A 22,342-nucleotide genomic window follows, 5' to 3' on the forward strand; every position below is an offset into this window, starting at 1 on the left:
GGGCCCGTCGGGGCGGGCCTGACTGTGCTGGGTTTCGCGTTGTTGCGAATGATATGCTTGCCGGCATGCGCCTGTCTTTCACCAAGATGCAGGGCCTGGGCAACGACTTCATCGTGTTCGACGCTCCGGCCGGCATGGAATTGCCCTCCGCCGAAGTGTTTCGCCGCCTCGCCGACCGCCGCGTCGGCATCGGTTTCGATCAGGCGTTGGTGCTGATGCCGCCGTCCAAAGACGGCTTCGATGTGTTCTATCGCATCTTCAATGCCGACGGCTCCGAGGTCGAGCAGTGTGGCAACGGCGCCCGTTGTATCGCCAGCCTGGTCGCTCGCAAGCTCGGCAAGGCCAGCGTGCAGATGGACAGCCCCGGCGGCCAGATCAAAGGCTTCTTGAGGGATGACGGCCTCGTTTCCGTCGATATGGGTGTGCCCAACTTTTCTCCCGCCGCGCTGCCGTTCGACGCTTCACGCGAAGCCGACGTGTATCCGCTGCGTGTCGGCGAAAAGGAACTGCAGATCGGGGCGGTGTCGATGGGCAATCCGCATGCGGTCATGCAAGTGCCCTCGGTGCGGGATGCCGCCGTGGACACACTGGGGCCCGCGGTGGAGAATCATTCCCGCTTCGCGAAGCGCACCAACGTGGGCTTCATGGAAGTGGTGAGCCCGACTCACATCAGCTTGCGGGTGTTCGAGCGTGGCGTCGGTGAGACACAAGCCTGCGGGACTGGCGCGTGCGCGGCCGTCGCCGTCGGACGACGTTGGGGTTTGCTGCAAGAGGAAGTGCAGGTGGACGCGCCGGGCGGTCGCATGATCGTGCGCTGGCCGGGTCCAGGCGAAGCGCTGTGGCTCACCGGCCCGGCGGTCACCGTTTTCGAAGGGACGGTGGAAGTTTGAGCGTTAGGAATCAAGCGGAAGAACAAGGCACCAGTATGAGCAAGCAACCGGTCCGCGATGTGGAGAACCTCACCCCCGCGGTCAGCGGCAAGCTGGACGACGCTGGGCCCAGCGAGACCGAGATCGCCGACTACTTGCAGAACAATATCGATTTCTTCGAACGTCACGCCGCCCTGCTGACCAAATTGAAGCTCCCGCACAGCCGTGGCAACGCCACCGTGTCGCTGGTCGAGCGTCAGGTCTCCGCACTTCGTGACAAGAATCAGTCCTTGGAGTCGCGCCTGCGCGAGCTGATCGATGTAGCTCGAAGCAACGACGTGCTCGCTGCGAAGATTCACCGCCTCGCGTGTCGCCTGGTTCGTGCGCGCAGCGCCGCTACGTTGCTGGATTCTATGGAAACATCGCTGCGTGAAGATTTCGGCGCTTCCGAGTGGCTGCTGCTGCTCGCGCCGTCGCGTCAGACCGGTTTCAGCGGCATCGACAGCCGTCACCTGCGCTTGATCGATGCGAACGCCACGGAGTTGAAAATGTTCGACACGCTGTTCGAGTCCGCCCGCCCCCGCTGCGGTCAGATTCGCGACAGCCAACGTGACTTCCTGTTCGGCGCCGGCACCGTCGAGATCGGCTCCGCCGCGCTCGTGCCGCTCGGCCGCGAAGCCGGCTTCGGCCTGCTCGCGATCGGCAGCCCGGACGCGCAACGTTTCCACCCCACGATGAGCACCGACTTCCTGGCGCGCATCGGCGACCTGGTGAGCGAGGCCGTCGCGGCCGCTTGATTTCGCGGTCGTGGGCGTCGATCGATGGATGAGTCCGCCCTGGCCTGGCTGCCCAAGTTCTTCAACCACCTGTCCGTGGAGCGGCGCATGTCGCCGCACACGGATTCCAACTATCGCCGCGACCTGAAACGTTTCGTCGCTCACTGCGATAAGGAAGGCGTGCCCGAGTGGTCGCGCGTCGACGGTCAGCACGTTCGTTCCTTTGCCGCCGCCGAGCATCGCAAAGGCGCCTCGCCTCGAACCATCCAACGACGTTTGAGCGCGCTCCGAAGTTTTTATAACTTCCTGTTGCGCGAAGGCGTGACCAGGCTGAATCCCGCAGTCGAGGTGCAAGCCCCGAAGGCGAAGAAGCGTTTGCCCGCGACCATCGACGTCGATCAGATGACGCGGTTGCTGAGCTTCCGCACCGACGAAGAAATCAGCGTGCGCGACAAGGCCATCATGGAATTGTTTTATTCCTCCGGCCTGCGTTTGTCCGAGCTGGTCGGCCTGGACCTCACCGACATCGACCTCGCGGACCGGACCGTTCGCGTGCTCGGCAAAGGCAGCAAGGCACGCGTGGTCCCGGTTGGCCGCCACGCCGTTGAAGCCATCGGCCGCTGGCTGCTCGAGCGCGCCAAGCTCGCCGACGTAGGAAATAGCGCGCTATTCGTCGGCAAGCTCGGCGATCGCATCAGCCCGCGCTCGGTGCAGAAGCAAGTCGCGGCGTGGGCAAAGCATCAGGGCCTGGGCGTGCACGTTCATCCGCACATGTTCCGTCACTCGTTCGCCACCCATCTGCTCGAATCGAGCCAGGACCTGCGCGGCGTGCAGGAACTGCTGGGCCACGCGAACATAGCAACGACTCAGATTTACACCCACCTTGATTTTCAGCACCTCGCCAAGATCTACGATGCGGCCCACCCGCGGGCGCGCCGCAAGACCTGACAGCGCGAAAAGCAGACACCATGAGCGAATCACCCCACGCAACTACCATCCTTTCCGTCCGCCGCAACGGTGTCGTCTGCATCGGGGGTGACGGGCAGGTCTCGTTAGGGAACACCGTGATGAAGGGCAATGCCCGCAAAGTGCGGCGCCTGTACGACGGTAAAGTGCTGGCAGGGTTCGCCGGCGGCACCGCCGATGCATTCACGCTGTTCGAGCGCTTCGAGACCAAGCTGCAGCAGTATGGCAATCTGACGCGCGCCGCCATCGAGCTCGCGAAGGATTGGCGCAGCGATCGCAGCCTGCGACGGCTGGAAGCCTTGCTGTGTGTCGCCGACACGAAAAGCTCGTTCATTATTTCGGGCAACGGCGACGTCATCGAGCCCGAAGACGATATCATGGCCATCGGCTCCGGCGGCGCGTTCGCCCAATCCGCCGCGCGCGCGTTGTTACAGAACACCGAGCTCGATGCCCGCACGATCGTCGAGAAGGCGTTGAACATTGCCGCCGACATTTGTATCTACACCAATCGTAATCTCACGATCGAAGAGTTGAAGTAACTCTTCCACCTGTATGTCAATGACTCCCCGCGAAATCGTTCAAGAGCTCGACAAGCACATCGTCGGTCAAGGCGCCGCCAAGCGCGCAGTCGCCATCGCGCTGCGTAACCGTTGGCGCCGCATGCAGGTCGCCGAAGCGCTGCGCGCCGAGATCACGCCGAAAAACATTCTGATGATCGGCCCCACCGGCGTCGGCAAGACCGAGATCGCCCGGCGCCTCGCTCGCCTCGCTCGCGCGCCGTTCATCAAGGTCGAAGCCACCAAGTTCACCGAAGTCGGTTACGTCGGCCGCGAGGTCGATTCCATCATCAAGGATCTGATGGACGTCGCAGTCAAGATGACTCGCGAGGAAGAGACGGAGAAGGTCCGTCATCGGGCGATGGATGCCGCCGAAGAGCGCGTGCTCGACGCATTGTTGCCTCGGCCGAAGTCGCTCGGCTTCACCGCCGAGCCCGAGCCGACGCCTCGCGACGGCGAAACGCGCCAGAAATTCCGCAAGATGCTGCGCGAAGGCCAGCTCGACGATCGGGAGATCGAGATCGAAGTGCGCGCGCTGCCCGTGGGCGTGGAGATCATGGCGCCCGCCGGCATGGAAGATCTCACCAACCAGTTGCAGAGCATGTTCTCCAATCTCGGCGGCTCGCGCACCAAGACGCGCAAGGTGAAAGTTCGTGAAGCATTCAAACTGCTCACGGATGAAGAAGCCGCGAAAATGGTCAATGAAGAAGAGCTGAAGATGCGCGCGTTACAGAACGCCGAGCAGAACGGCATCGTGTTCATCGACGAGATCGACAAAATCGCCCGTCGCCAGGAAACGCACGGCGCCGACGTGTCGCGTGAAGGCGTGCAGCGCGACCTGCTGCCGCTCGTCGAAGGCAGCACCGTCACCACGAAGCACGGCATGGTGAAGACGGACCATATTCTCTTCATCGCCTCCGGCGCATTCCACATGTCGAAGCCGTCGGATCTGATCCCCGAGCTGCAGGGCCGTTTCCCGATTCGCGTGGAGCTCGATGCGCTGAAGGTCGAAGACTTCATTCGCATCCTCACCGAGCCCGACGCGTCGCTGTGCACGCAGTACAAGGCGCTGCTCGCCACCGAAGGCGTCACGCTCGAGTTCGACGCGAGCGGTGTCCGTCGTATCGCCGAGGTCGCCTACCAAGTGAACGAGCGCACCGAAAACATCGGCGCACGCCGTTTGCACACGGTGCTGGAGCGGCTGCTCGAAGTGCTGTCGTATGAAGCGGCCGACAAGAACGGCTTCAACGTCACCGTCGACCAGGAGTACGTCGACAAGCACCTCGGCGAGCTGGTGAAGGACGAGGACCTGACGCGCTACATTCTGTAGTCCTCATCCATTGCTGGGGCCGGCCATGCCGCATCCGACCAACATCAAATCGCGCACCAAATCCCGCGTGCTGGAAGTGAGCTTCGACGACGGCTCGGTGTTCGAGCTGCCGTATGAATATTTGCGGGTCTACTCGCCCTCGGCCGAGGTGCGCGGCCATGGCCCCGGCCAGGAGCAGCTGCAGCTCGGCAAGCACGAAGTCACGATCGCCGAGGTCAAGCCGGTGGGCAATTACGCCGTCCAGCTGGTGTTCGACGACGGCCACAACACCGGGCTCTATACCTGGGCCTACCTGTACGAACTGGGCCGGGACCGGGCACAGAAATGGCAGAACTATCTGGACCGGCTGAAGGAACTGGGCATTGCCTACCCCACCGTGCTGCCGAAGAAGCCGGCGCCCTTCTCGCTGAAGCCGCGCCCCTAGCGCAAAACGATTAGAATGGGTCGTCACAGCCAGCGACGACCCATGACCGCCAACTCCACCCCTCCCCCGAACGCCACGACCGACTTCGGCTACCAGCAGGTGCCGGTCGCGGAAAAACAGGCGCGGGTTCGAGCCGTTTTCGAATCGGTCGCTAGCAACTATGACCTGATGAACGACCTCATGTCGGCGGGCACCCACCGACTGTGGAAACGGTTCACGCTGTCGCAGACGGGATTGCGCCCCGGCCAGCGCGCGCTCGATGTGGCGGGCGGCACGGGCGACCTCTCGGCAGGCATGTGCAAGCAGGTCGGTGAGAATGGCCTGGTCGTGCTGACCGACATCAACGCCGCCATGCTGGCTGAAGGTCGCGATGCGATGACCGACCGCGGCTTCGTCAACAATGTTCGCTTCTCGCTCGCCAATGCCGAGCGCTTGCCCTTTCCCGACAACAGCTTCGACTGCGTGACCATTGGCTTTGGCCTGCGCAACGTCACCGATAAAGCCGCGGCCCTGCGCTCCATGCAGCGCGTGCTGAAGCCGGGCGGGCAGCTGTTGATTCTGGAGTTCTCGCATCCCGTCGTGCCTGGCTTGAAGCCGCTGTACGACGCGTATTCGTTCTCGGTGTTACCGTGGCTCGGCAAAGTCGTCGCGCGCGATGAAGACAGCTATCGCTATCTCGCCGAGTCGATTCGCAAGTTCCCCAAGCAGCCCGAGCTGATCGAAATGATGCAGGCGGCGGGCTTGGAGAACTGCAAGTATCACAACCTCACCGGCGGCATCGTCGCCCTGCATCGGGGCTATCGTTTCTGACATGCGCCTGACGCCGCTGGAATCGCTGCTCAACCGGAATATCGCCGCGTCGTCGGCCGCCCGCGCGTTGTGCCGCCGCCTGGACTCCAAGGTGATGGCGCTGCACGTCGAAGGCATGCCGCTCAGCATCTATTTCAGATCGAACGGCGAGCAAATGTCGCTCGACACGCAGCACGAAGGCACGCCGAACGCGACGCTGTCGGGCACGCCCCTGTCGCTGCTCCGCATGGCCGGGCCCGCGCCCGAAGCGGCGCTGCGAACAGGTTCGGTGCACATTCATGGCGATGCCGAGATCGCGCAAACGTTCAGCGAGTTGCTCAAGCAGGCGCGGCCGGATCTGGAAGAAGAGCTGTCGCGCGTCATTGGCGATGTCGCTGCCCATCAGGTCGGCAATGCGGCGCGCTCGGCGCTTGGCTTCGCACGCCGGGCTGTCGACACGTTCGCGCAAAATGTTTCTGAATATCTCCAAGAAGAAGGGCGCGATGCTCCCAGCCGGACCGAGGCGGATGAATTCATTACTGGCGTCGACAAGCTGCGCGACGATGTCGATCGCTTCGAGGCTCGCCTGTCACTGCTCGAACGCAAGCGCGGTTGACGCATGCGCCTGAGAGTTATTTCCCGGCTGCTGCAGATCCAACGCGTCCTGGTGCGCCATCGCCTGGACGAGATCATTCTCGCGACCCACCTGTTCCGGCCGGTGCGGTTCGCGTTCTATCTTTCGCCGAACACCTGGTTCCGGCGTAAAGCTTCGCTCTCACGCGGCGAACGATTGCGTCTCGCGCTCGAGGAGCTGGGTCCGATCTTCATGAAATTCGGCCAGACGCTCTCGACGCGTCGCGACCTGCTGCCGCGGGATATCGCAGATGAGCTGGAGAAACTGCAGGACCGCGTGCCGCCGTTTTCGAACGACGCCGCGCGCGCCATCGTCGAGGCCGCCTATGAGCGCCCGACCAGCGATGTGTTCGCTCGTTTCGATGCCGCTCCGCTGGCGGCCGCCACGATTGCTCAAGTGCACGGCGCACAGCTCAAGGACGGCAAGGAAGTGGTCGTCAAGATCGTGCGGCCCGGCATTCGCAAGCTCATCGAGCGCGATGTCGAGGTCTTGTATGCGCTCGCAGATCTCGCGAACCGCTACTGGAGCGACGCGCCGCGTCTGCGGCCCGTCGAGCTGGTGCGCGAGTACGAGAAGACCATCATCGATGAGCTGGATCTGAAGCGCGAGGCGGCCAACGCTCAGCAACTGAAACGCAACTTTGCAAACTCACGGCTGTTGTATGTGCCCGAGGTTTACTGGGATTACACGCGCCACAACGTGATGGTGATGGAGCGTGTGCAAGGCGTGCTGATCAACGACATCGCGGAGCTGCAGAGGCGCGGCGCTAACATCCAGCGCCTGGCAGAGAACGGCGTGGAGATCTTTTTCACACAGGCGTTCCGCCACAATTTTTTCCATGCCGACATGCATCCGGGCAACATCTTCGTGCTGCTCGACAATCCCGAGCAGCCGCAGTACGCCGCGGTCGACTTCGGCATCGTCGGAACGCTGGCGCCCCGCGATCAGCACTATCTCGCGGAGAACTTCCTGGCGTTCTTCGAGCACGACTATCGCCGCATCGCTCAGCTGCACATCGATTCGGGCTGGATTCCCGCGCATGTTCGCGTCGATGAACTGGAGTCGGCGGTACGTACGGTGTGCGAGCCGATCGCGAACAAACCGTTGCGGGAGATATCCTTCGGCCAGGTGTTGATCAGCCTGTTCGAAGCAGCTCAACGCTTCGACGCGCAGCTGCAGCCGCAGCTGATGCTGATCCAGAAGACGCTGCTGCAGATCGAAGGCGTCGGCCGTCAGCTGTATCCGGATCTGGATTTGTGGAAGACGGCACAGCCGCTGCTCCGCCAGTGGATGGCCGAACGGTGGAGCCTGCGAGCGCTGGCCCGAGATGTTCGCAAACAGCTGCCGGATATGTTGCAGGCGTTACATCAGCTGCCGCCGCTGGTGGAGAACGCGGTTCAACGCGCGTCGGACGGACGGTTCAGAGTGCCCATCGATACGACGGAGATCGAACGGCTGAAACTGACCATCAAGGAAGACGGCCGCCGCCGCGATGTGACGATAGTGACTGCCGTTGGGGCGCTCAGCGGGATCATTCTTATCGCGGCGGGAGCGGGCCCGGATTGGCTGGGTTACACGTTGCTCGGAGCGAGCATCGTGGGTCTGCTCACTCTCCGCAGATAACGCAGCAACTATTTTATTTTTTTCGCCTGCGGCGCCCGGAACAGAATTCCTTGCGCCGCGCAGCGGGCGCAATCTGGGCCGGCCGCAGGCACCTCAAAAACTAACTGCGGCTGCGTTGGGCACCCGCCCACAATTCAAGCAACTTTCCTCGCGCCGCGCAGCGGTCGCGATCCGGGGCCGGCCGCAGGCCACAATAAAAAAACTACTGTGGCTGCGTTATGCGCCGGCGGGCTTGTGGCCGCCGCGGATCAGCTCCCACACTACCGGCATCACCGACACCACGATGATCACAATCGTGACGATGCCGAAGTTCTCCTTGATCAGCGGTACGTTGCCGAACAAGTAGCCGCCCCAGATGAAAATCGTCACCCACAGGAACCCGCCCAGCAGGTTGTAGGTGAAGAACTTCGCCCGGTTCATATCGCCCACACCGGCGACGAACGGCGCGAACGTACGCACGATCGGCACGAAGCGCGCCAGCACGATGGTCTTGCCGCCGTACTTCTCGTAGAACGCGTGCGTCCGATCCAGATATTCCTTTTTCAGCCAGGGAATGGTGCCGCTGAACGCTCGCGGCCCGATCGCCCGGCCGATGCGGAAGTTGGTGGCATCGCCCAGCCAGGCCGCCACCATCAACAACGCCCACAACGCCGGCGCATTGAGCGTGCCCGTGGTATCGACCGCCGCCAGCGCACCTAGAGCAAACAACAACGAATCGCCCGGGAGAATCGGCGTCACCACCACGCCGGTCTCGCAGAAAATGATCACGAACAGGATCGCGTAGACCCAGTAGTGATAATCGGCGATGAGCTCGATGAGGTGCTTGTCGAGGTGCAGGATGAAATCAACGAACCACGTGATCAGCTCCATGCGGGTCGGCGCCTCAGGACGCGGCTCGCAGCGGCTTCACGCGGGGCTGGTTGTGCTCGTCGACCAGCACGACGATGGGCTCGTGCTTCTCGACCTCGGCGTCGGAATATTGCGAGTAGGCGCAGATGATCAGCAGGTCGCCGACCATGGCCCGGCGGGCCGCGGCGCCGTTCAACTGGATCGCGCCGGAGCCGCGGGGCTGCTTGATGATGTACGTCGAGAAACGCTCGCCGTTGTTCACGTTGTAGAGCTCGATGTACTGATTTTCCCGTAGCCCGGATGCTTCCAGCAGACCTTCGTCGATGCCGCACGAGCCTTCGTAATCGAGATCGGCCTGGGTCACGCGCACTCGGTGCAGCTTGGCCTGGAGCATGGTTCGGAGCATGAGGGTCCTCTTCAGTCGGTGGGCCTGGCGCCAGCCCTGCAGATCGCGGCCCGAAGGCTGCAGGCAGGGGGCACCTGTGTCAAGGCGACACGGGGCCGCAGAATTACGTCGCTGGCGCGTCTTTGGAAGCAGCCATTAGCTGATCGAGCAATGACTCGATCTCTGTCCCGACCAGCAGCGCCGCCCGGTGCCGAGGCCGTTGGAAGCCCTCCGACACGGCCAGGTCCAGAAACTGCACGAGCTGATCGTAATAACCCTGGAAATTCAGCAGTCCGCTCGGCTTCTTGTGCAGCCCCAGCTGAAACCAGCTCCAGGCCTCGAACAGCTCGTCCAGGGTGCCGATGCCGCCCGGCAGGCTCAGAAACGCGTCGGACAGCACGCCCATCACGAACTTGCGCTCGGACAGGGAGCTGACGACGCGCAGCTCGGTCAGGCCCGGATGGCCGACTTCGCGATCCAGCAGCATCTGCGGAATGATGCCGATGACCCGCCCGCCAGCGGCCAGGGCCGCATCCGCCAGGGCGCCCATCAGCCCCACTTTGCCGCCGCCATAGACCAGGGTGAGCTGCCGCTCGGCGATCAGGCGGCCGGTTTCCCGCGCCAGATCCAGATATTCGGGCCGATTGCCGGGGCTGGACCCGCAAAACACACAGATGGAACGCATGGCCCGATTGTAACCGAGGCGCCATTACGTTAATCGAGACGACGAGGCGTGCGAACCAGCGCACACTTCGCGACTTGACCGACGCCTGTCAGTGTTCTTTGGAGCACTGGATCTCAAGCCGGGTGGCCAGTGCCCGATATGTTCAACAGATGTCTCGCGGCCGCGGGGCACGACGACCGTTTGGGTACATGCAAGGGACTCTTCAATACTGGCTGGCGTACCTGCCGCTGCTCGCGATCCTCGCGGCGCCGACGGCCATCGCCACGTGGTTTGCGATCCAGCTGCATCGCGAGCGGGTCCTGCGCCGGCGTGACGGCGCCGACTACCTGACCGGCCTGCCCACCCGACGCGCTGCGGCTTCCGTGGCCGCGCAGGCCATCCTCGATTCCAAGCACAGCGCCAACGAATTCGCGGTCATCGTCCTGAACGTCGATCGTCTCAAACCCATCAACGATTCCCTCGGTCACCAGGCCGGCGACGAGCTGCTGCTCGGGTTGGCGCAGCGATTGCGCGCGATCCTCGGTCACAACCATGTGCTGGCACGGCTGGCGGGCGACGAGTTCACCATCATTGCGCGCGAGCTGAAGGGTCCGCGCGATGCCGAAACGCTCGTCAACAAAATCACCGAGGCGGTGCGCGAGCCGTTCGTGATCGCTTCGTTCGACATTCACACCTCGCTGACCATGGGCATCAGCATGTATCCGCTCGACGGCGATACGTTCGATATCCTGTTGCGCCGGGCGGAGATGGCCCTGCGCGTCGCGAAGGCGGCGAGTCGCGGCAGCTATCGCTTCTATGCGCTGGAAATGTCGAACGCCGCAGACGAACGCTTGTCGCTGGAAAATGATTTGCGCCGCGCGGTCGAGCTGGGGCAGCTGGAGCTGCACTATCAGCCCAAGGTCGATATCGGCACTAATCGCATACGAAGCGCCGAAGCCCTGCTGCGTTGGCGCCATCCCACGCGCGGCCTCGTGCCGCCGAATGTGTTTATTCCGATCGCCGAAGATACCGGGCTGATCGTGCAGATCGGCGAATGGGTGCTGCGCGACTCCTGCCGTCAGGTGCGTGCGTGGATCGATTCAGGAATGTCGCCGGTGCGCGTGGCGGTAAATCTTTCAGCCAAGCAGTTTCGGCATGTCGACCTGGTCGCGGTGATTCGCTCGGCGCTCGAAGAAGCCCAGCTGCAACCCGGCTACCTGGAGCTCGAGCTGACCGAAAGCGCCATCATGGACGACGCGGAGAAATCCGCGTCGACGCTGGAATTCCTGAGCACCATGGGCGTGCACATTTCCATCGACGACTTCGGCACCGGCTACTCCAGCCTGAGTTACCTGCGGCGCTTCCCACTCGACAAGCTCAAGATCGATCGCAGCTTCGTCCGCGACCTGATGTCGAGTCCGGCCGATGCGTCCATCGTCAAGGCCATCATCTCGCTTGCTCACAACTTGCGGCTGCGAGTCGTGGCCGAAGGCGTCGAAACCGCCGAGCAACTCGGCTATCTGCGCGAGCTCGGCTGCGATCAGTATCAAGGATTCTTCTGCAGTCCGGCCGTGCCGCCATCGGCGTTCGAAGCGCTGTTGCAAAAACTGCGCGCCGATCTTCCGGAGCTGACCGAAGCCGACATGCTTCGCACACAGAGCCGCTTGTCGGCGTTCTCGCCGGAAAGCGCTAGTAGTGATCGGTAGAGCGACGGCCGCGAGACTGGCGGCGCTCGTTTCCGGAATACCCCGCCATCATCATGCCCACGTCGCTGTTTCGTCGCGGACCGGAGCGTCGATCTTTATGATGTTTGAAGCGACAGCCGCACGTTGCGACATCGCAGCTGGGCAATGGCAAGCGCGGCGCCTGCCGGGATAAGAACCGCTGGCCGGAAAAACGATAGGCCGCGGCACACGCATCGGTGCCGGGCAGAACGGAAACGGCGTGATAGGGATTGGTTTTGGTTTGAGAAATCGTCTGGCTCTGCTTCGGGGGTTTCTTGGCCCCGAACAGCGATGCGAAAAAACCTGGAGACTTCGACGCCATCACTCCCGCCTGAACACGTCGAACGTGCATTGCACCCACTGACGTTCTTAAGAATCGAGGCGGCGGATTGTTCCTAAGCTCGCGGCTACAGCGCAAGTGAACGATGGGCCGAGCGCGCCGCTGCATCGTGGAGATGCAGCGACTCGTTCATGAATTGGAAATATTTACCGTCGCTCGCGCGCGACAGTGGCGATGCTACTCACGCAGCGATCGCAGGAATTGCGCCGGATCGTCGCCTCGCTCCAGCACTTCGACCAGCGCCGAGCCAACGATCGCGCCATCGATGAACGGCGCCAGTCGCTGAACCTGCTCGCGACTGCGAATGCCGAAGCCCGCACACACCGGCACTGGCGAGATTTTCTTCACTCGAGCGAAGTACTCCAGCACTTCCTCGGGCACCGCGACGTTCTTGCCAGTGGTGCCAGTCATGGTAACCGCATAGATGAATCCGCCGCTGCCTTCGGTGAGCATCTGCATTCGTTCTACTGGTGTCACCGGCGTGACAAACTGAACGAGCGCGAGGCCGCGTGCGTCCAGCGCATTGCGCAGCTCATGACTTTCCTCGAACGGCAGATCGGGAACGATGAAGCCCGCGATGCCAGCGCGTGCCGCGTCCTCGGGCAGCTTGTCGATGCCATAAGCGAGCAGTGGGTTCAGGTAGCTCATCAACAGCAACGGCGCCCGCGGCTTCACTTCCGCGCGCGTCAGCTCCTGCAGAATCCACCGCAACGAGACTCCTTGCTCCAGAGCTGCGCGACTGGAACGCTGAATCGTCGTGCCGTCCGCCATGGGATCGGTGAATGGCACGCCGACTTCGACGACATCGGCCACGGCGCCGACCGCGTTCAGTTGCTGAATGAAGCCTTCCTTTTTGGGAAAGCCCGCGGTGATGTAAGCGATCAACGCCGGTTGGCCGGTCTCACGCCGATCGCGAATCGCGGTGCTGATGGAATCACGGGCGGGCATCAGAGCACATCCTTCAACAGAGTACGTTGCAGCGTCGGCATGTCTTTGTCGCCGCGACCCGAGAGCGCGATCAGGATGCGCTTGCCGGGATTGGCGAGGGCGTAGCGTTTCGCACCGGCCAGCGCGTGGGACGATTCGATCGCCGGCAGAATGCCTTCGGCCGCACAACACTCGGCCAGTGCGGCGAGCGCGTCATCGTCATTCACAGCTTCGTACTTCACGCGATCGATGCTTGCCAGCAGCGCATGCTCGGGACCGACGCCGGGATAGTCGAGGCCGGCCGACACCGAGTGCGTTTCCTGAATCTGGCCATTCTCGTCTTGTAACAACAAGGAGAAGCAGCCTTGCAGAACGCCCGGCGTACCGTACGCGATCGACGCCGCGTTCTGACCGAGCCCCGTACCGATGCCGCCCGCTTCGAGACCCAGCATCTGCACGTCTTTGTCTTTGACGAACGGATGGAACATGCCGATCGCGTTCGAGCCGCCACCGACACACGCGACGACCAGATCGGGCAGCTTGCCGGTGCGCTCGAGAATCTGCACACGAGCTTCACGGCCGATGACCGACTGCAACTCACGCACGATGTACGGATACGGATGCGGACCGATTGCCGAGCCCAGACAGTAGTACGTGCCATTCGGATCGGATACCCAGTCGCGCAGCGCTTCATCCACCGCAGCGCGAAGTGTCTTATCGCCGCTGGTGACGGGAACGACCGTCGCGCCGAGCAACTTCATGCGGCCGACGTTGGGCGCCTGGCGCTCCATGTCGACCGAGCCCATATATACAGTGCAGGGCATGCCCAGGCGCGCGCAGGCGGCGGCCGACGCCACACCGTGTTGGCCCGCGCCAGTTTCAGCAATCACTCGCTTCGCCCCGAGCTTCTTCGCCAGCAGCACCTGGCCGATGGAGTTGTTGATCTTGTGCGCGCCGGTGTGCGCGAGATCTTCGCGCTTCAACCAGATCTCTGCGCCCCACTTTTCGGACAGTGTGCGCGCGAAGGTCAGCGGCGTCGCGCGACCGACCCAATTATGCAGCTCGTCATGAAACTCACGCAGGAAGTCCGGATCGCGCAGATAGCGGTCGACGCCGACCTGCAGACGGTCGAGCGCCGGCACCAGCGTTTCTGGAATGTAGCGGCCGCCGAACGGCCCGAACCGGCCGCGCTCGTCGGGGTAGGCGTCCTGCTGGACATTGGCGATCAGCGCCTGCTGCTCGCTCTTGCTCAAGGAATGTTTCATTTCACTGCTCCGTTGCCCGCCGCACGTGCGTTACGGACAAAGTCATAAATCTTTTGCGGATCCTTCACACCGGGCCGCGCTTCCACGCCGCTGCTCACGTCGACGCCGAACGGGCGGGCGATCGCAATCGCGTCGGCCACGTTCGCTGGCTTCAGCCCGCCCGCCAGAATCAGCTGCGTTCGTGCAGCGAGCTCGGCAGCTGCCGACCAATCCGTCGTCTCGCCAGTGCCGCTGACCGGGCCTTCGAACAGCAACCGCGTCGGCAAAGTCGCCGGCAACGCGCGACCTGCGCGAAACACCGGCGTCACTTGCAAGCCAGCGGGCACCTGCAAGGTCGCGAGGTCATCGACGTCCGTTTGCAGAACGTCAGGTCGGAACTGTGACCATACTTCGTCGAGCTCCGCCTGCGATGGGTGCAACATCACCGCGACACGCAGGATGTCACGAGGCACATCGCGCGCCAGCTCGGCCGCCTGGACCGCCGTCACTCGGCGCTTCGACTCCGCGAACACAAAGCCAACTGCATCGGCTCGGGCGTCGACCGCCGCCGCAACAGCATCCGCTGTGGTCAGCCCACAGACCTTGACCCAGATGCTCTCGCTCACAGCTGGCCCGTGCGCGTGGTCGCCGCATCGAGGCGAAGCGTTGCAGATCGTAAGGCCATCAGCTCACTTCGCCCTTCGCAATGCGCAGCCTGCGAGTGGCCATGCCCATCGCGGTCTGACGACCGGTCGAAAGCAACTTGCCCAGCAGTTCTCGCGGCTGCGGCGCTTTCATCAGCGTCGTGCCGATCAAGGCGACGCGGTAACCGAGACTGACGATCTTCGTCACGTCATCCAGCGTATTCACTCCGCTCTCGGCAACCGGCGCAAAACCCTGCGGCATGCTATGGGCCAGCTCGGACAGGCGCGACAACTCGACGGTGAGCTTGTCGAGATCGCGGCAATTCAGCCCGACCAGGATCTTTTCATCGTGGCTCCGACGCAGCGCCAGCACTTCGCGCGCGATCTCCAGATCGGCGGCATCGAACGCTTCGAGCAACACAAACATCTTCAACATGCAGGCACAGTCGAGCAGCGCCGTGATGCGACTCTTGTCGAGCATGCGCACGATGACCAGCACACCGCCTGCACCCGCCGCGCGACCTTCCATCACCTGGTAAGGATCGATGAGAAAGTCTTTACGCATCACCGGCACGTTGTGAGGAGCGAGCACCTGCGCGGCGCGCGTCAGGTGTTCGAGCTGACCGCCGAAGCGCACCGGCTCGGTGAGCACGGACACGGCGCATGCACCGCCACATGCATATTCGGTGACGCGGCTTTCGACATCGCTGGTATTGGCGGACAGATCGCCTGCCGACGGCGAGTGCAGCTTGCACTCGGCGATCACATCGAAACCTTCCGGCGACAGGCGCAACGGCGGCGCCGGCGGCATATCGCAGGCTCGCGCCCACAACGCCTTTTCGGGTTCGCGCGCACGCGCTTGTTCGAGCCGCGTCTGGCTCGATTGAGTCATTTGAGCAAGCAGGCCGGACATGTCAGCGCCCCTGGCTCGCGGCCGATTGCTTCTGGCCGAAAGCCGTCAATTTTTCCAACAGGCGCCGCCCGGCGCCGCTCTCGATGGCGTCCTGCGCCATGTGCGCTGCATCCTGCGCCGAAGCGGCTTTGCCCAGCAATTCGAGCACGAGAGCGGCCTGTAAGATCAACGCGTTGCGATGGGCACCCTGTTCCCGGCCTTCCAGAACGGCGCGCAGATGCTCGGCGTTATAGGCCGCATCGCCGCCCTTCAACTCTTCGACGCTGCACTGGGGCAGCATGAATTCCTCGGCACTGCGCGTCGAGCGCACGACCTTGCCGGGCGTGACATCGAACACCGTGAACGGCCCGATCGGCGTCGCTTCATCCCAGCCCGACGCACCGTGCACGACGTAAGCACGCTTCAGCGGCATGCCCGCCATCGTCTCGGCCATCAATTCCGCGATATCGACGTTGTACGCGCCGATCAAATGAAAGTCGGGTTCGGCGGGATTCGACAAGGGGCCCAGAATATTGAACACGGTACGGACACCGAGCGCCTGTCGGATCGGCATCACCGCTTTCATCGCCGGGTGGTAGTGAGGCGCAAAGAAGAACGTAAAGCTGGTCGCATCCAGACACTCGCCCGACGCTCGCTCATCGAGCGGCAAGCCCAGTCCAAGCGCGCGGATGACATCGGCGCTGCCGCTGCGACTGGAAACAGAACTGGTGCCGTGCTTCGCGACGCGAATGCCCATCGACGCAACCAACAACGCCGCACCGGTGGAAAGATTGAAGCTGCCCGAACCATCGCCGCCCGTACCGACCATGTCGACCAGCGGACCACCGGGCGATAACTCCGGGCGACGCGCGAGCTTGCGCATGCTCTTCGCGAAACCGCGCACTTCATCCGCCGTCACGCCCTTGGCGCGCAATGCTGCGAGAACAGCGCCGCCCATGGCCGGCGCCAACGTGGGATCCGTCAACGCGACGAGCAGCTCCGAAGCTTCCTGTTCGCTCAGGTTGGTGCGATCGAGCAATCGTTCCAGCGTCTGGCGCATGGTCATGCCGCTCGCTTGCCGGAACGCTGCTGCAGGAAGTTGCCCATCAGCACCGGGCCCTGCGGCGTCAGCACGCTCTCGGGATGGAACTGCACGCCTTCGATGTTGAAGGTCTTGTGCCGCACTCCCATGATCTCGCCTTCATCGGTGCGCGCCGTCACTTCGAGCGCATCGGGCAGCGTGTCGGGCTGCGCGATCAGCGAGTGATAGCGGCCGGCTTCGAACGGTTCGGGCATGTGCTTCAGGATGCTCTGGCCGTCGTGATGCACGAGGGACGTCTTGCCGTGCATGAGGCGACCCGCGCGAACCACTTTGCCGCCGAAAACTTCGACCAGAGATTGGTGGCCGAGACACACCCCGAAGATCGGCACTTCACCGGCAAACGCTTCGATCATGCGCATCGACACGCCCGCGTCGTACGGCGTGCCCGGGCCCGGCGAGATGCACAGATGCGTGGGATTCAGCGACTTCGCCTGGTCGACGGTGATGCTGTCGTTACGATGCACGAGCACTTCGGCGCCCAGCACCATGAAGGCCTGCACCAGGTTGTAAGTGAACGAATCGTAGTTATCGATCAGCAACAAACGTGCTGTTTCTGGATTGCTCACAGCCCCTCCTCCGCCAACGCCAGCGCACGGCGCACGATGGCGCTCTTGGCCAGGACTTCTTGATATTCCGCAGCGGGGACGCTGTCTGCGACCACACCCGCGCCCGCTTGATAACTATAGGTATCGCCGCGGAACACCATCGTACGAATGGTGATTGCGTGATCCATGTCGCCGCCATGACCGAAGTAGCCGACGGTGCCGCCGTAGAAGCCGCGTCGCACGGGCTCCAGTTCGTCGATGATTTCCATCGCGCGCACTTTTGGCGCTCCAACCAGCGTGCCAGCGGGAAACGCGGCAGCAAACAAATCGAAGGCATCTTTGCCTGGAGCGAGCTCGCCGTTCACACCGCTGACGATGTGCATCACGTGGCTGTAGCGCTCGATGCTGCGATAAGGATTCACATTGACGGTGCCGGCCTTCGCCACCCGACCCAGGTCGTTGCGAGCCAGATCGACCAGCATGATGTGCTCGGCGTTTTCTTTCGGATCGGCGAGCAGTTCTTTTTGCAGCAAGGCATCTTCGACCGAGTCGCGCCCGCGCGGCCGGGTGCCAGCAATCGGACGCATCGACCCGCGACCGCGCGACAGCTTCACCAGCGCTTCGGGCGACGAGCCCACGATGGTCGAGTCGCCGAGCTCGCAGAAATACATATAAGGAGAAGGATTCAGCAGACGCAGCGCCCGATACGCTTCGAACGGCTCCAGCTCGCACAGGCCGGCGAAGCGCACCGACAACACCAGCTGATACACATCGCCGGCGGCGATGTACTCCTTCACTCGATGCACGCCCTGGATGTACTGCTCTTCGCTCAGGCTGCCCACGGCCGGCGAATACTTGATCTTCTTGTCGCTCGGGGGAATGGCGCCGCGTAACGCCTTCACCACCTCGCGACGCAGAGCCACTCGCTCGCTTTCACTGCCGGCGTGCAAGAGCGCGACGCCGCGAGTGAGATGGTCGAAGACCAGAAGCGATCGAGGCGCGAGGTAGTGCGCTTCGGGAGTGGGCTCGGCCAGCGGAGTTCGCGGCGGCAGTCGCTCGAAGCGTCGCACCAGGTCGTAGCTCGCGGCGCCGACCAAGCCGCCCGGCAAGGGCACGCCGGGAATCTGAGGACTGGGCTGTGGGGCGCGAGCCAATGCACTGCGCAGTGCACTCAGCAATTCAGCCTGGGTTTGTGGCGGCGGACCGATGCGCCCGTCGATGCTCAAGCCCCGCTCGTCGAGCCGGACTTCCAGGCAGTCGCCAAAGCCGATGAACGAATACCGCGCCAGACGCTCGCCGCCCTCGACGCTTTCCAGCAAAAAGCGCGGCTTGAAGGGCTTGAGCTTCAGATAGGCCGAGACTGGTGTGTCCAGGTCTGCGGCGATGTCGAAGGGTGGTTGCAATGAACTGTCCTCGGCGTTGAACCGTGCTCTTCGGTCCGGCGAGGGGCGATAAAAAACCCATCTCCGGATCGGTGCGCGGAGATGGGTTCTTTGGATGCTTGACTAGTGTGTGTTTGTTACGCCCAACAAGCTCCAGCGGCCCTCTCCTGTGAGGGTCGCCACCACCAGCGGTGAATTGCGAGCGACGTAGTCATGCGCGTGAGTATTACCGGCCGCCCGAGGGGGAGTCAACTTCCTTGTATGCAATGGGTTAGACCCGGGTCCCCGGCGGGTCCGCAAGTTCTACCTACCCGGTCGGCTTGAGACCCGTTTGTCACGGCACGCCGACTGATCCTTCACCTGCCCACTCCTACGATGGACTTAGGGGCTGCTTGAGGCAGCGTGCCACCACCAACAACCGATCGGGGGGCAGTTTTATGGCGTCGAATCTGCTGGCCGGAAGTATCGCGGTGGTGCTGAGCCTGGCGGCCGCCGGTACACAAGCCGACGAGCTGTCGGAGCTGCGTGATCGGCTGGAAGCCCAGGAGCAGAGGATCCGCATTCTCGAGCGCAAGCTGGAATTGAGTGAGGAAGCCGCGAAGGCCGCCGCCCCGACGACGCCGGTCGTGCGCGCCTCGCCTCAGCAGGGCTTCCGCATTCAATCGGCTGATGGCGCGAACGTCGCGCGCTTTCGCGGCGTACTGCATTTCGATGGCCGTTACTTCGCGGACGATGTCACGCCGGAGACCGCCGACACCTGGCTTCTACGCCGAGTGCGTCCGACGCTCGAAGGCACGTTCAATAACATTTATGACTTTCGGTTCACGCCGGACTTCGCCGGCGGTCGCACGATCATTCTCGATGCATTCGTCGCTGCGCGTTTGAAGCCGTGGGCCGTCGTCACCGCGGGCAAGTTCAAAGTGCCGGTCGGTCTGGAGCGCCTGGTCTCGTCCACCGACCTCCGCTTCATCGAGCGCGGCTTGCCAACCAGCCTCGTTCCCAATCGCGATCTGGGTCTGCAACTGGGCGGCGACCTCTCCGGCGGCGTAGTGAATTACTCACTCGGCTATTTCAACGGCGTCAGCGACGGTAGCAGCAGCGACAGCAACACACCGAACGCGGATGCCGAGAACGACACCAAAGGGGATTGGGCGGCTCGCGTGTTCGTCCAACCTTTCCTGAACTCGGACAACTTCGCATTGCGCGGCCTCGGCTTCGGCATCGCAGGCACCTATGTGAATTCGACTGGCAGCACGACGACCACACTTCTGCCCAGCTATCGCACGCCCGGGCAGCAAACATTCTTCAGCTATCGCGGCACGACGGCCGGTGTCAACGGCACGATCGCCGATGGCGAGCGCTTGCGCTGGACGCCGCAGGCGTACTACTCGATCGGCAGCTTCGGCGTGCTCGGCGAGTATGTGACAGTTTCTCAAGAGGTGTCCCGACTGACGCCGACCGCGGGACTGCGCCGTGACACGCTCGACAACACGGCCTGGCAAGTGCAGTTCGCTTGGTTCGCGACCGGCGAGGATGAATCGTTCCGCGGCTTCACGCCGCAATCCATCTTCGATCCCAGCCAAGGCACGTGGGGCGCGCTCGAGTTGGTTGCTCGCTATCACGAGCTCGATATCGATGACGACGCGTTCATCGGCGGCGCCGATTCGTTTGCGAATCCCGCGAGCGCTGCCAGCAAGGCCAGCGCCTGGGGCGTGGGCGTGAACTGGTATCTGACCCAGAACTACAAGTGGTCGCTCAACTACGACGTCACCAGCTTCGATGGCGGCGCCGCCGCCGGCGACCGTGCGGACGAAAAAGCTCTGTTCACCCGCTTCGCGGTGGGCTTCTGATTTTTCTTTGTCATTACCGGAGAGAACGACACATGACCGGCTTCAGGATTTTTTCATGGCGCCGCTGGGCGGGCATCGCGCTCGCCGGCCTGGCGTTGAGCGGTCCGGTGGCGCAGGCCGCCGATGTGAGTCTGATGAATGTTTCTTACGATCCGACGCGCGAACTGTACGAGGAGTACAACAAGGCGTTCGCGGCGCATTGGGAAAAGCAGACCGGCGACAAGGTCACGATCAAACAATCGCACGGCGGCTCGGGCAAACAGGCGCGCACCGTCATCGACGGCTTGCCGGCCGATGTCGTGACGCTGGCGCTCGCGGGCGACATCGACGCCCTTGCCTCCACGGGCAAGCTGCTGCCGGTGAACTGGCAGTCCCGCCTGCCGCACAACTCCTCGCCCTACACTTCGACCATCGTGTTCCTGGTGCGCAAGGGCAATCCGAAGGGCATCAAGGACTGGGGCGATTTGATCAAGCCGGGCGTGCAAGTGATCACGCCGAATCCCAAGACCTCGGGCGGCGCGCGCTGGAACTATCTCGCGGCCTGGGCCTGGGCGTTGAAGCAGCCGGGCGGCAGCGAGGCTTCGGCGAAGGAATATACGAAGAAGCTGTTCAGTCACGTGCCGGTGCTCGACACCGGCGCTCGAGGCGCGACGACGACGTTCGTTCAACGCGGCATCGGTGACGTATTGCTGGCGTGGGAAAACGAAGCGTTCCTGTCCATCAAGGAACTGGGCCCGGACAAGGTGGAAATCGTGGTGCCGAGCCTGAGCATTCTGGCCGAGCCGCCGGTGACGGTGGTCGACAAGGTGGTGCTGCGTCGGGGCACGCGAGAGGTGGCGACCGAGTACTTGAAGTATCTGTACAGCCCGGAGGCCCAGGAAATCATCGCGAAGAATTTCTACCGCCCGATCGATCCGACGGTGGCTGCGAAGTACCAGAAGACGTTCCCGAAGTTGAACCTGGTGACGATCAAGGATTTCGGCGGGTGGGCGCAGGCGCAGAAGGTGCACTTCGCGGATGGTGGCGTGTTCGATCAGATTTACGCGCCGGAGTAAGAAGGAGTAAGAATTAGGAGGGCCCAGTGGCTTGCACATGCCAGGAGGGGGTACGTCCTCCCGGCACCGGGCGCCCGCCGGAGCGCATTGCGCTCCTCGCGTCACGTCCATGGTGAGCCCTGCTGTTTCGGCCCCATCCCTGTGCCGAAAAGCTGCCGGGAGGACGTACCCCCTCCTGGCATGCGCCGACGCGTTATAGGTGCGGCCGGCCAAAATCGACAAACAGTCCTCGTGTAACGACGGTCTCTTGTACTAGTCGTCGCGTTTATTCGTCGTCGCGCTTGTTCTGCTCGACGCGCTTTCTCAACTCCATCCACTCCTGCAGCTTCTTCAGGTCCGTCGGCTTGCGCTTGGGCTCGGCGGCGGGCTTGAGTGGGGCGCGATTGCCACCATTGTAAGGATCGTTCTTGCCAACGTTGCCGCGGGTTGACGAGGAATTGTCGTAAGGATTGAAGCCGCCCAGATCGGGCGGGCGCTGCTGGATGGCGGTGTCGGCGATGGACAGGTCGTTCAGATCGAGCTTCTTCAACCGCTGCGTGCTGATGTCGCGGCTGTAGACGCCGGTCTCGAGCTGCCATTCCCAGATCGAATTGCCGCGCTCATCATAGGCGATCCGTCCGGAGCGCTTGTCGGTCTGGGAGTCCTCGGCGGGTGTCGCTGGGCGGGCAGGCTCCTGGGAGCGCTTGTCCCCGGGGTTGCTCATGAGATGGCCATCTCTCGATTCAATGATGTTGGAGATTCTGTGCTGGCGCAGATGACAAAGCAATCGAC

At 63.0% G+C, this 22,342-nt stretch carries 23 protein-coding genes; 12 read left to right on the top strand and 11 right to left on the bottom strand.

Annotation, left to right across the window (positions count from 1 at the left end):
- The first annotated feature begins 71 nt into the window (after positions 1 to 71).
- From dapF to ubiB, 9 genes are read left to right on the top strand one after another with little or no spacing between them, the layout of a single operon-like run.
- A complete protein-coding gene (gene dapF / locus GYH35_RS22295; protein WP_202624556.1) occupies positions 72 to 890 on the top strand; it encodes a diaminopimelate epimerase in 819 nt (272 codons plus the stop codon).
- 35 nt (positions 891 to 925) lie between these two features.
- A complete protein-coding gene (locus GYH35_RS22300) occupies positions 926 to 1,666 on the top strand; it encodes a DUF484 family protein (RefSeq protein ID WP_161810447.1) in 741 nt (246 codons plus the stop codon).
- Positions 1,667 to 1,690: 24 nt separating this feature from the next.
- A complete protein-coding gene (xerC, locus tag GYH35_RS22305) occupies positions 1,691 to 2,593 on the top strand; it encodes a tyrosine recombinase XerC (protein ID WP_161829537.1) in 903 nt (300 codons plus the stop codon).
- Positions 2,594 to 2,613: 20 nt separating this feature from the next.
- Positions 2,614 to 3,150 carry an ATP-dependent protease subunit HslV gene (gene hslV / locus GYH35_RS22310; protein ID WP_161810445.1) on the top strand — a complete coding sequence of 179 codons (537 nt, stop codon included), beginning with the start codon at positions 2,614 to 2,616 and terminating at the stop codon, positions 3,148 to 3,150.
- Positions 3,151 to 3,169: 19 nt separating this feature from the next.
- On the top strand, positions 3,170 to 4,498 hold the full coding sequence (gene hslU / locus GYH35_RS22315; protein WP_161811339.1) for an ATP-dependent protease ATPase subunit HslU: 1,329 nt from the start codon (positions 3,170 to 3,172) through the stop codon (positions 4,496 to 4,498).
- A 25-nt stretch (positions 4,499 to 4,523) separates the two neighbouring features.
- On the top strand, positions 4,524 to 4,922 hold the full coding sequence (locus tag GYH35_RS22320; protein WP_161810444.1) for a gamma-butyrobetaine hydroxylase-like domain-containing protein: 399 nt from the start codon (positions 4,524 to 4,526) through the stop codon (positions 4,920 to 4,922).
- Between the two features lie 42 nt (positions 4,923 to 4,964).
- Positions 4,965 to 5,732 (top strand): bifunctional demethylmenaquinone methyltransferase/2-methoxy-6-polyprenyl-1,4-benzoquinol methylase UbiE, encoded by a 768-nt coding sequence (ubiE, locus tag GYH35_RS22325; protein ID WP_161810443.1) that lies wholly within the window; start codon positions 4,965 to 4,967, stop codon positions 5,730 to 5,732.
- 1 nt (position 5,733) lies between these two features.
- Positions 5,734 to 6,327, top strand: coding sequence for a ubiquinone biosynthesis accessory factor UbiJ (locus GYH35_RS22330; protein ID WP_161810442.1), 594 nt, complete (start codon positions 5,734 to 5,736; stop codon positions 6,325 to 6,327).
- A gap of 3 nt (positions 6,328 to 6,330) precedes the next feature.
- A complete protein-coding gene (ubiB, locus tag GYH35_RS22335) occupies positions 6,331 to 7,968 on the top strand; it encodes a ubiquinone biosynthesis regulatory protein kinase UbiB (RefSeq protein WP_202624496.1) in 1,638 nt (545 codons plus the stop codon).
- A gap of 216 nt (positions 7,969 to 8,184) precedes the next feature.
- Here ubiB and GYH35_RS22340 read toward each other — a convergent pair whose 3' ends face one another.
- From GYH35_RS22340 to GYH35_RS22350, 3 genes are all read right to left on the bottom strand, one after another.
- Positions 8,185 to 8,838, bottom strand: coding sequence for a DedA family protein (locus GYH35_RS22340; protein WP_161810441.1), 654 nt, complete (start codon positions 8,836 to 8,838; stop codon positions 8,185 to 8,187).
- Positions 8,839 to 8,851: 13 nt separating this feature from the next.
- A complete protein-coding gene (gene panD / locus GYH35_RS22345) occupies positions 8,852 to 9,223 on the bottom strand; it encodes an aspartate 1-decarboxylase (RefSeq protein WP_161810440.1) in 372 nt (123 codons plus the stop codon).
- Positions 9,224 to 9,326: 103 nt separating this feature from the next.
- A complete protein-coding gene (locus GYH35_RS22350; RefSeq protein WP_161810439.1) occupies positions 9,327 to 9,887 on the bottom strand; it encodes an LOG family protein in 561 nt (186 codons plus the stop codon).
- A gap of 188 nt (positions 9,888 to 10,075) precedes the next feature.
- Here GYH35_RS22350 and GYH35_RS22355 point away from each other — a divergent pair, with 188 nt between their 5' ends.
- Positions 10,076 to 11,572: a putative bifunctional diguanylate cyclase/phosphodiesterase gene (locus tag GYH35_RS22355; RefSeq protein WP_161829538.1), complete on the top strand. Its 1,497-nt coding sequence runs from the start codon at positions 10,076 to 10,078 to the stop codon at positions 11,570 to 11,572.
- A gap of 535 nt (positions 11,573 to 12,107) precedes the next feature.
- Here the strand turns inward: GYH35_RS22355 and trpA are convergent.
- From trpA to GYH35_RS22390, 7 genes are read right to left on the bottom strand one after another with little or no spacing between them, the layout of a single operon-like run.
- Positions 12,108 to 12,878, bottom strand: coding sequence for a tryptophan synthase subunit alpha (gene trpA / locus GYH35_RS22360; RefSeq protein ID WP_161810437.1), 771 nt, complete (start codon positions 12,876 to 12,878; stop codon positions 12,108 to 12,110).
- Positions 12,878 to 14,122, bottom strand: coding sequence for a tryptophan synthase subunit beta (gene trpB, locus GYH35_RS22365; protein WP_161810436.1), 1,245 nt, complete (start codon positions 14,120 to 14,122; stop codon positions 12,878 to 12,880). Before trpB ends, trpA begins: the two co-directional genes overlap by 1 nt.
- Positions 14,119 to 14,727 (bottom strand): phosphoribosylanthranilate isomerase, encoded by a 609-nt coding sequence (locus GYH35_RS22370; protein ID WP_161829539.1) that lies wholly within the window; start codon positions 14,725 to 14,727, stop codon positions 14,119 to 14,121. Before GYH35_RS22370 ends, trpB begins: the two co-directional genes overlap by 4 nt.
- A gap of 58 nt (positions 14,728 to 14,785) precedes the next feature.
- Positions 14,786 to 15,658: an indole-3-glycerol phosphate synthase TrpC gene (locus GYH35_RS22375; protein ID WP_161810434.1), complete on the bottom strand. Its 873-nt coding sequence runs from the start codon at positions 15,656 to 15,658 to the stop codon at positions 14,786 to 14,788.
- A 1-nt stretch (position 15,659) separates the two neighbouring features.
- On the bottom strand, positions 15,660 to 16,703 hold the full coding sequence (gene trpD, locus GYH35_RS22380; protein ID WP_161829540.1) for an anthranilate phosphoribosyltransferase: 1,044 nt from the start codon (positions 16,701 to 16,703) through the stop codon (positions 15,660 to 15,662).
- Positions 16,700 to 17,305: an anthranilate synthase component II gene (locus GYH35_RS22385; RefSeq protein WP_235936838.1), complete on the bottom strand. Its 606-nt coding sequence runs from the start codon at positions 17,303 to 17,305 to the stop codon at positions 16,700 to 16,702. The genes trpD and GYH35_RS22385 overlap by 4 nt, the downstream gene beginning before the upstream one ends.
- Positions 17,302 to 18,687, bottom strand: a complete 1,386-nt coding sequence (locus GYH35_RS22390) for an anthranilate synthase component I family protein (RefSeq protein ID WP_202624498.1) — start codon at positions 18,685 to 18,687, stop codon at positions 17,302 to 17,304. The genes GYH35_RS22385 and GYH35_RS22390 overlap by 4 nt, the downstream gene beginning before the upstream one ends.
- Before the next feature lie 416 nt (positions 18,688 to 19,103).
- Here GYH35_RS22390 and GYH35_RS22395 point away from each other — a divergent pair, with 416 nt between their 5' ends.
- Both GYH35_RS22395 and GYH35_RS22400 read left to right on the top strand, forming a co-directional pair.
- Complete coding sequence (locus tag GYH35_RS22395) at positions 19,104 to 20,516, top strand: OprO/OprP family phosphate-selective porin (RefSeq protein WP_161829541.1); 1,413 nt, start codon at positions 19,104 to 19,106, stop codon at positions 20,514 to 20,516.
- Between the two features lie 32 nt (positions 20,517 to 20,548).
- The gene (locus GYH35_RS22400; RefSeq protein WP_161829542.1) at positions 20,549 to 21,571 is read left to right on the top strand and encodes a sulfate ABC transporter substrate-binding protein; all 1,023 of its coding nucleotides are present in this window, start codon (positions 20,549 to 20,551) and stop codon (positions 21,569 to 21,571) included.
- 265 nt (positions 21,572 to 21,836) lie between these two features.
- Here the strand turns inward: GYH35_RS22400 and GYH35_RS22405 are convergent, their stop codons facing one another.
- Positions 21,837 to 22,274: a hypothetical protein gene (locus GYH35_RS22405; RefSeq protein WP_161829543.1), complete on the bottom strand. Its 438-nt coding sequence runs from the start codon at positions 22,272 to 22,274 to the stop codon at positions 21,837 to 21,839.
- Positions 22,275 to 22,342 lie beyond the last annotated feature (68 nt).

It is taken from the genome of Steroidobacter agaridevorans (genome assembly GCF_009932555.1).
Lineage (GTDB): Bacteria > Pseudomonadota > Gammaproteobacteria > Steroidobacterales > Steroidobacteraceae > Steroidobacter > Steroidobacter agaridevorans.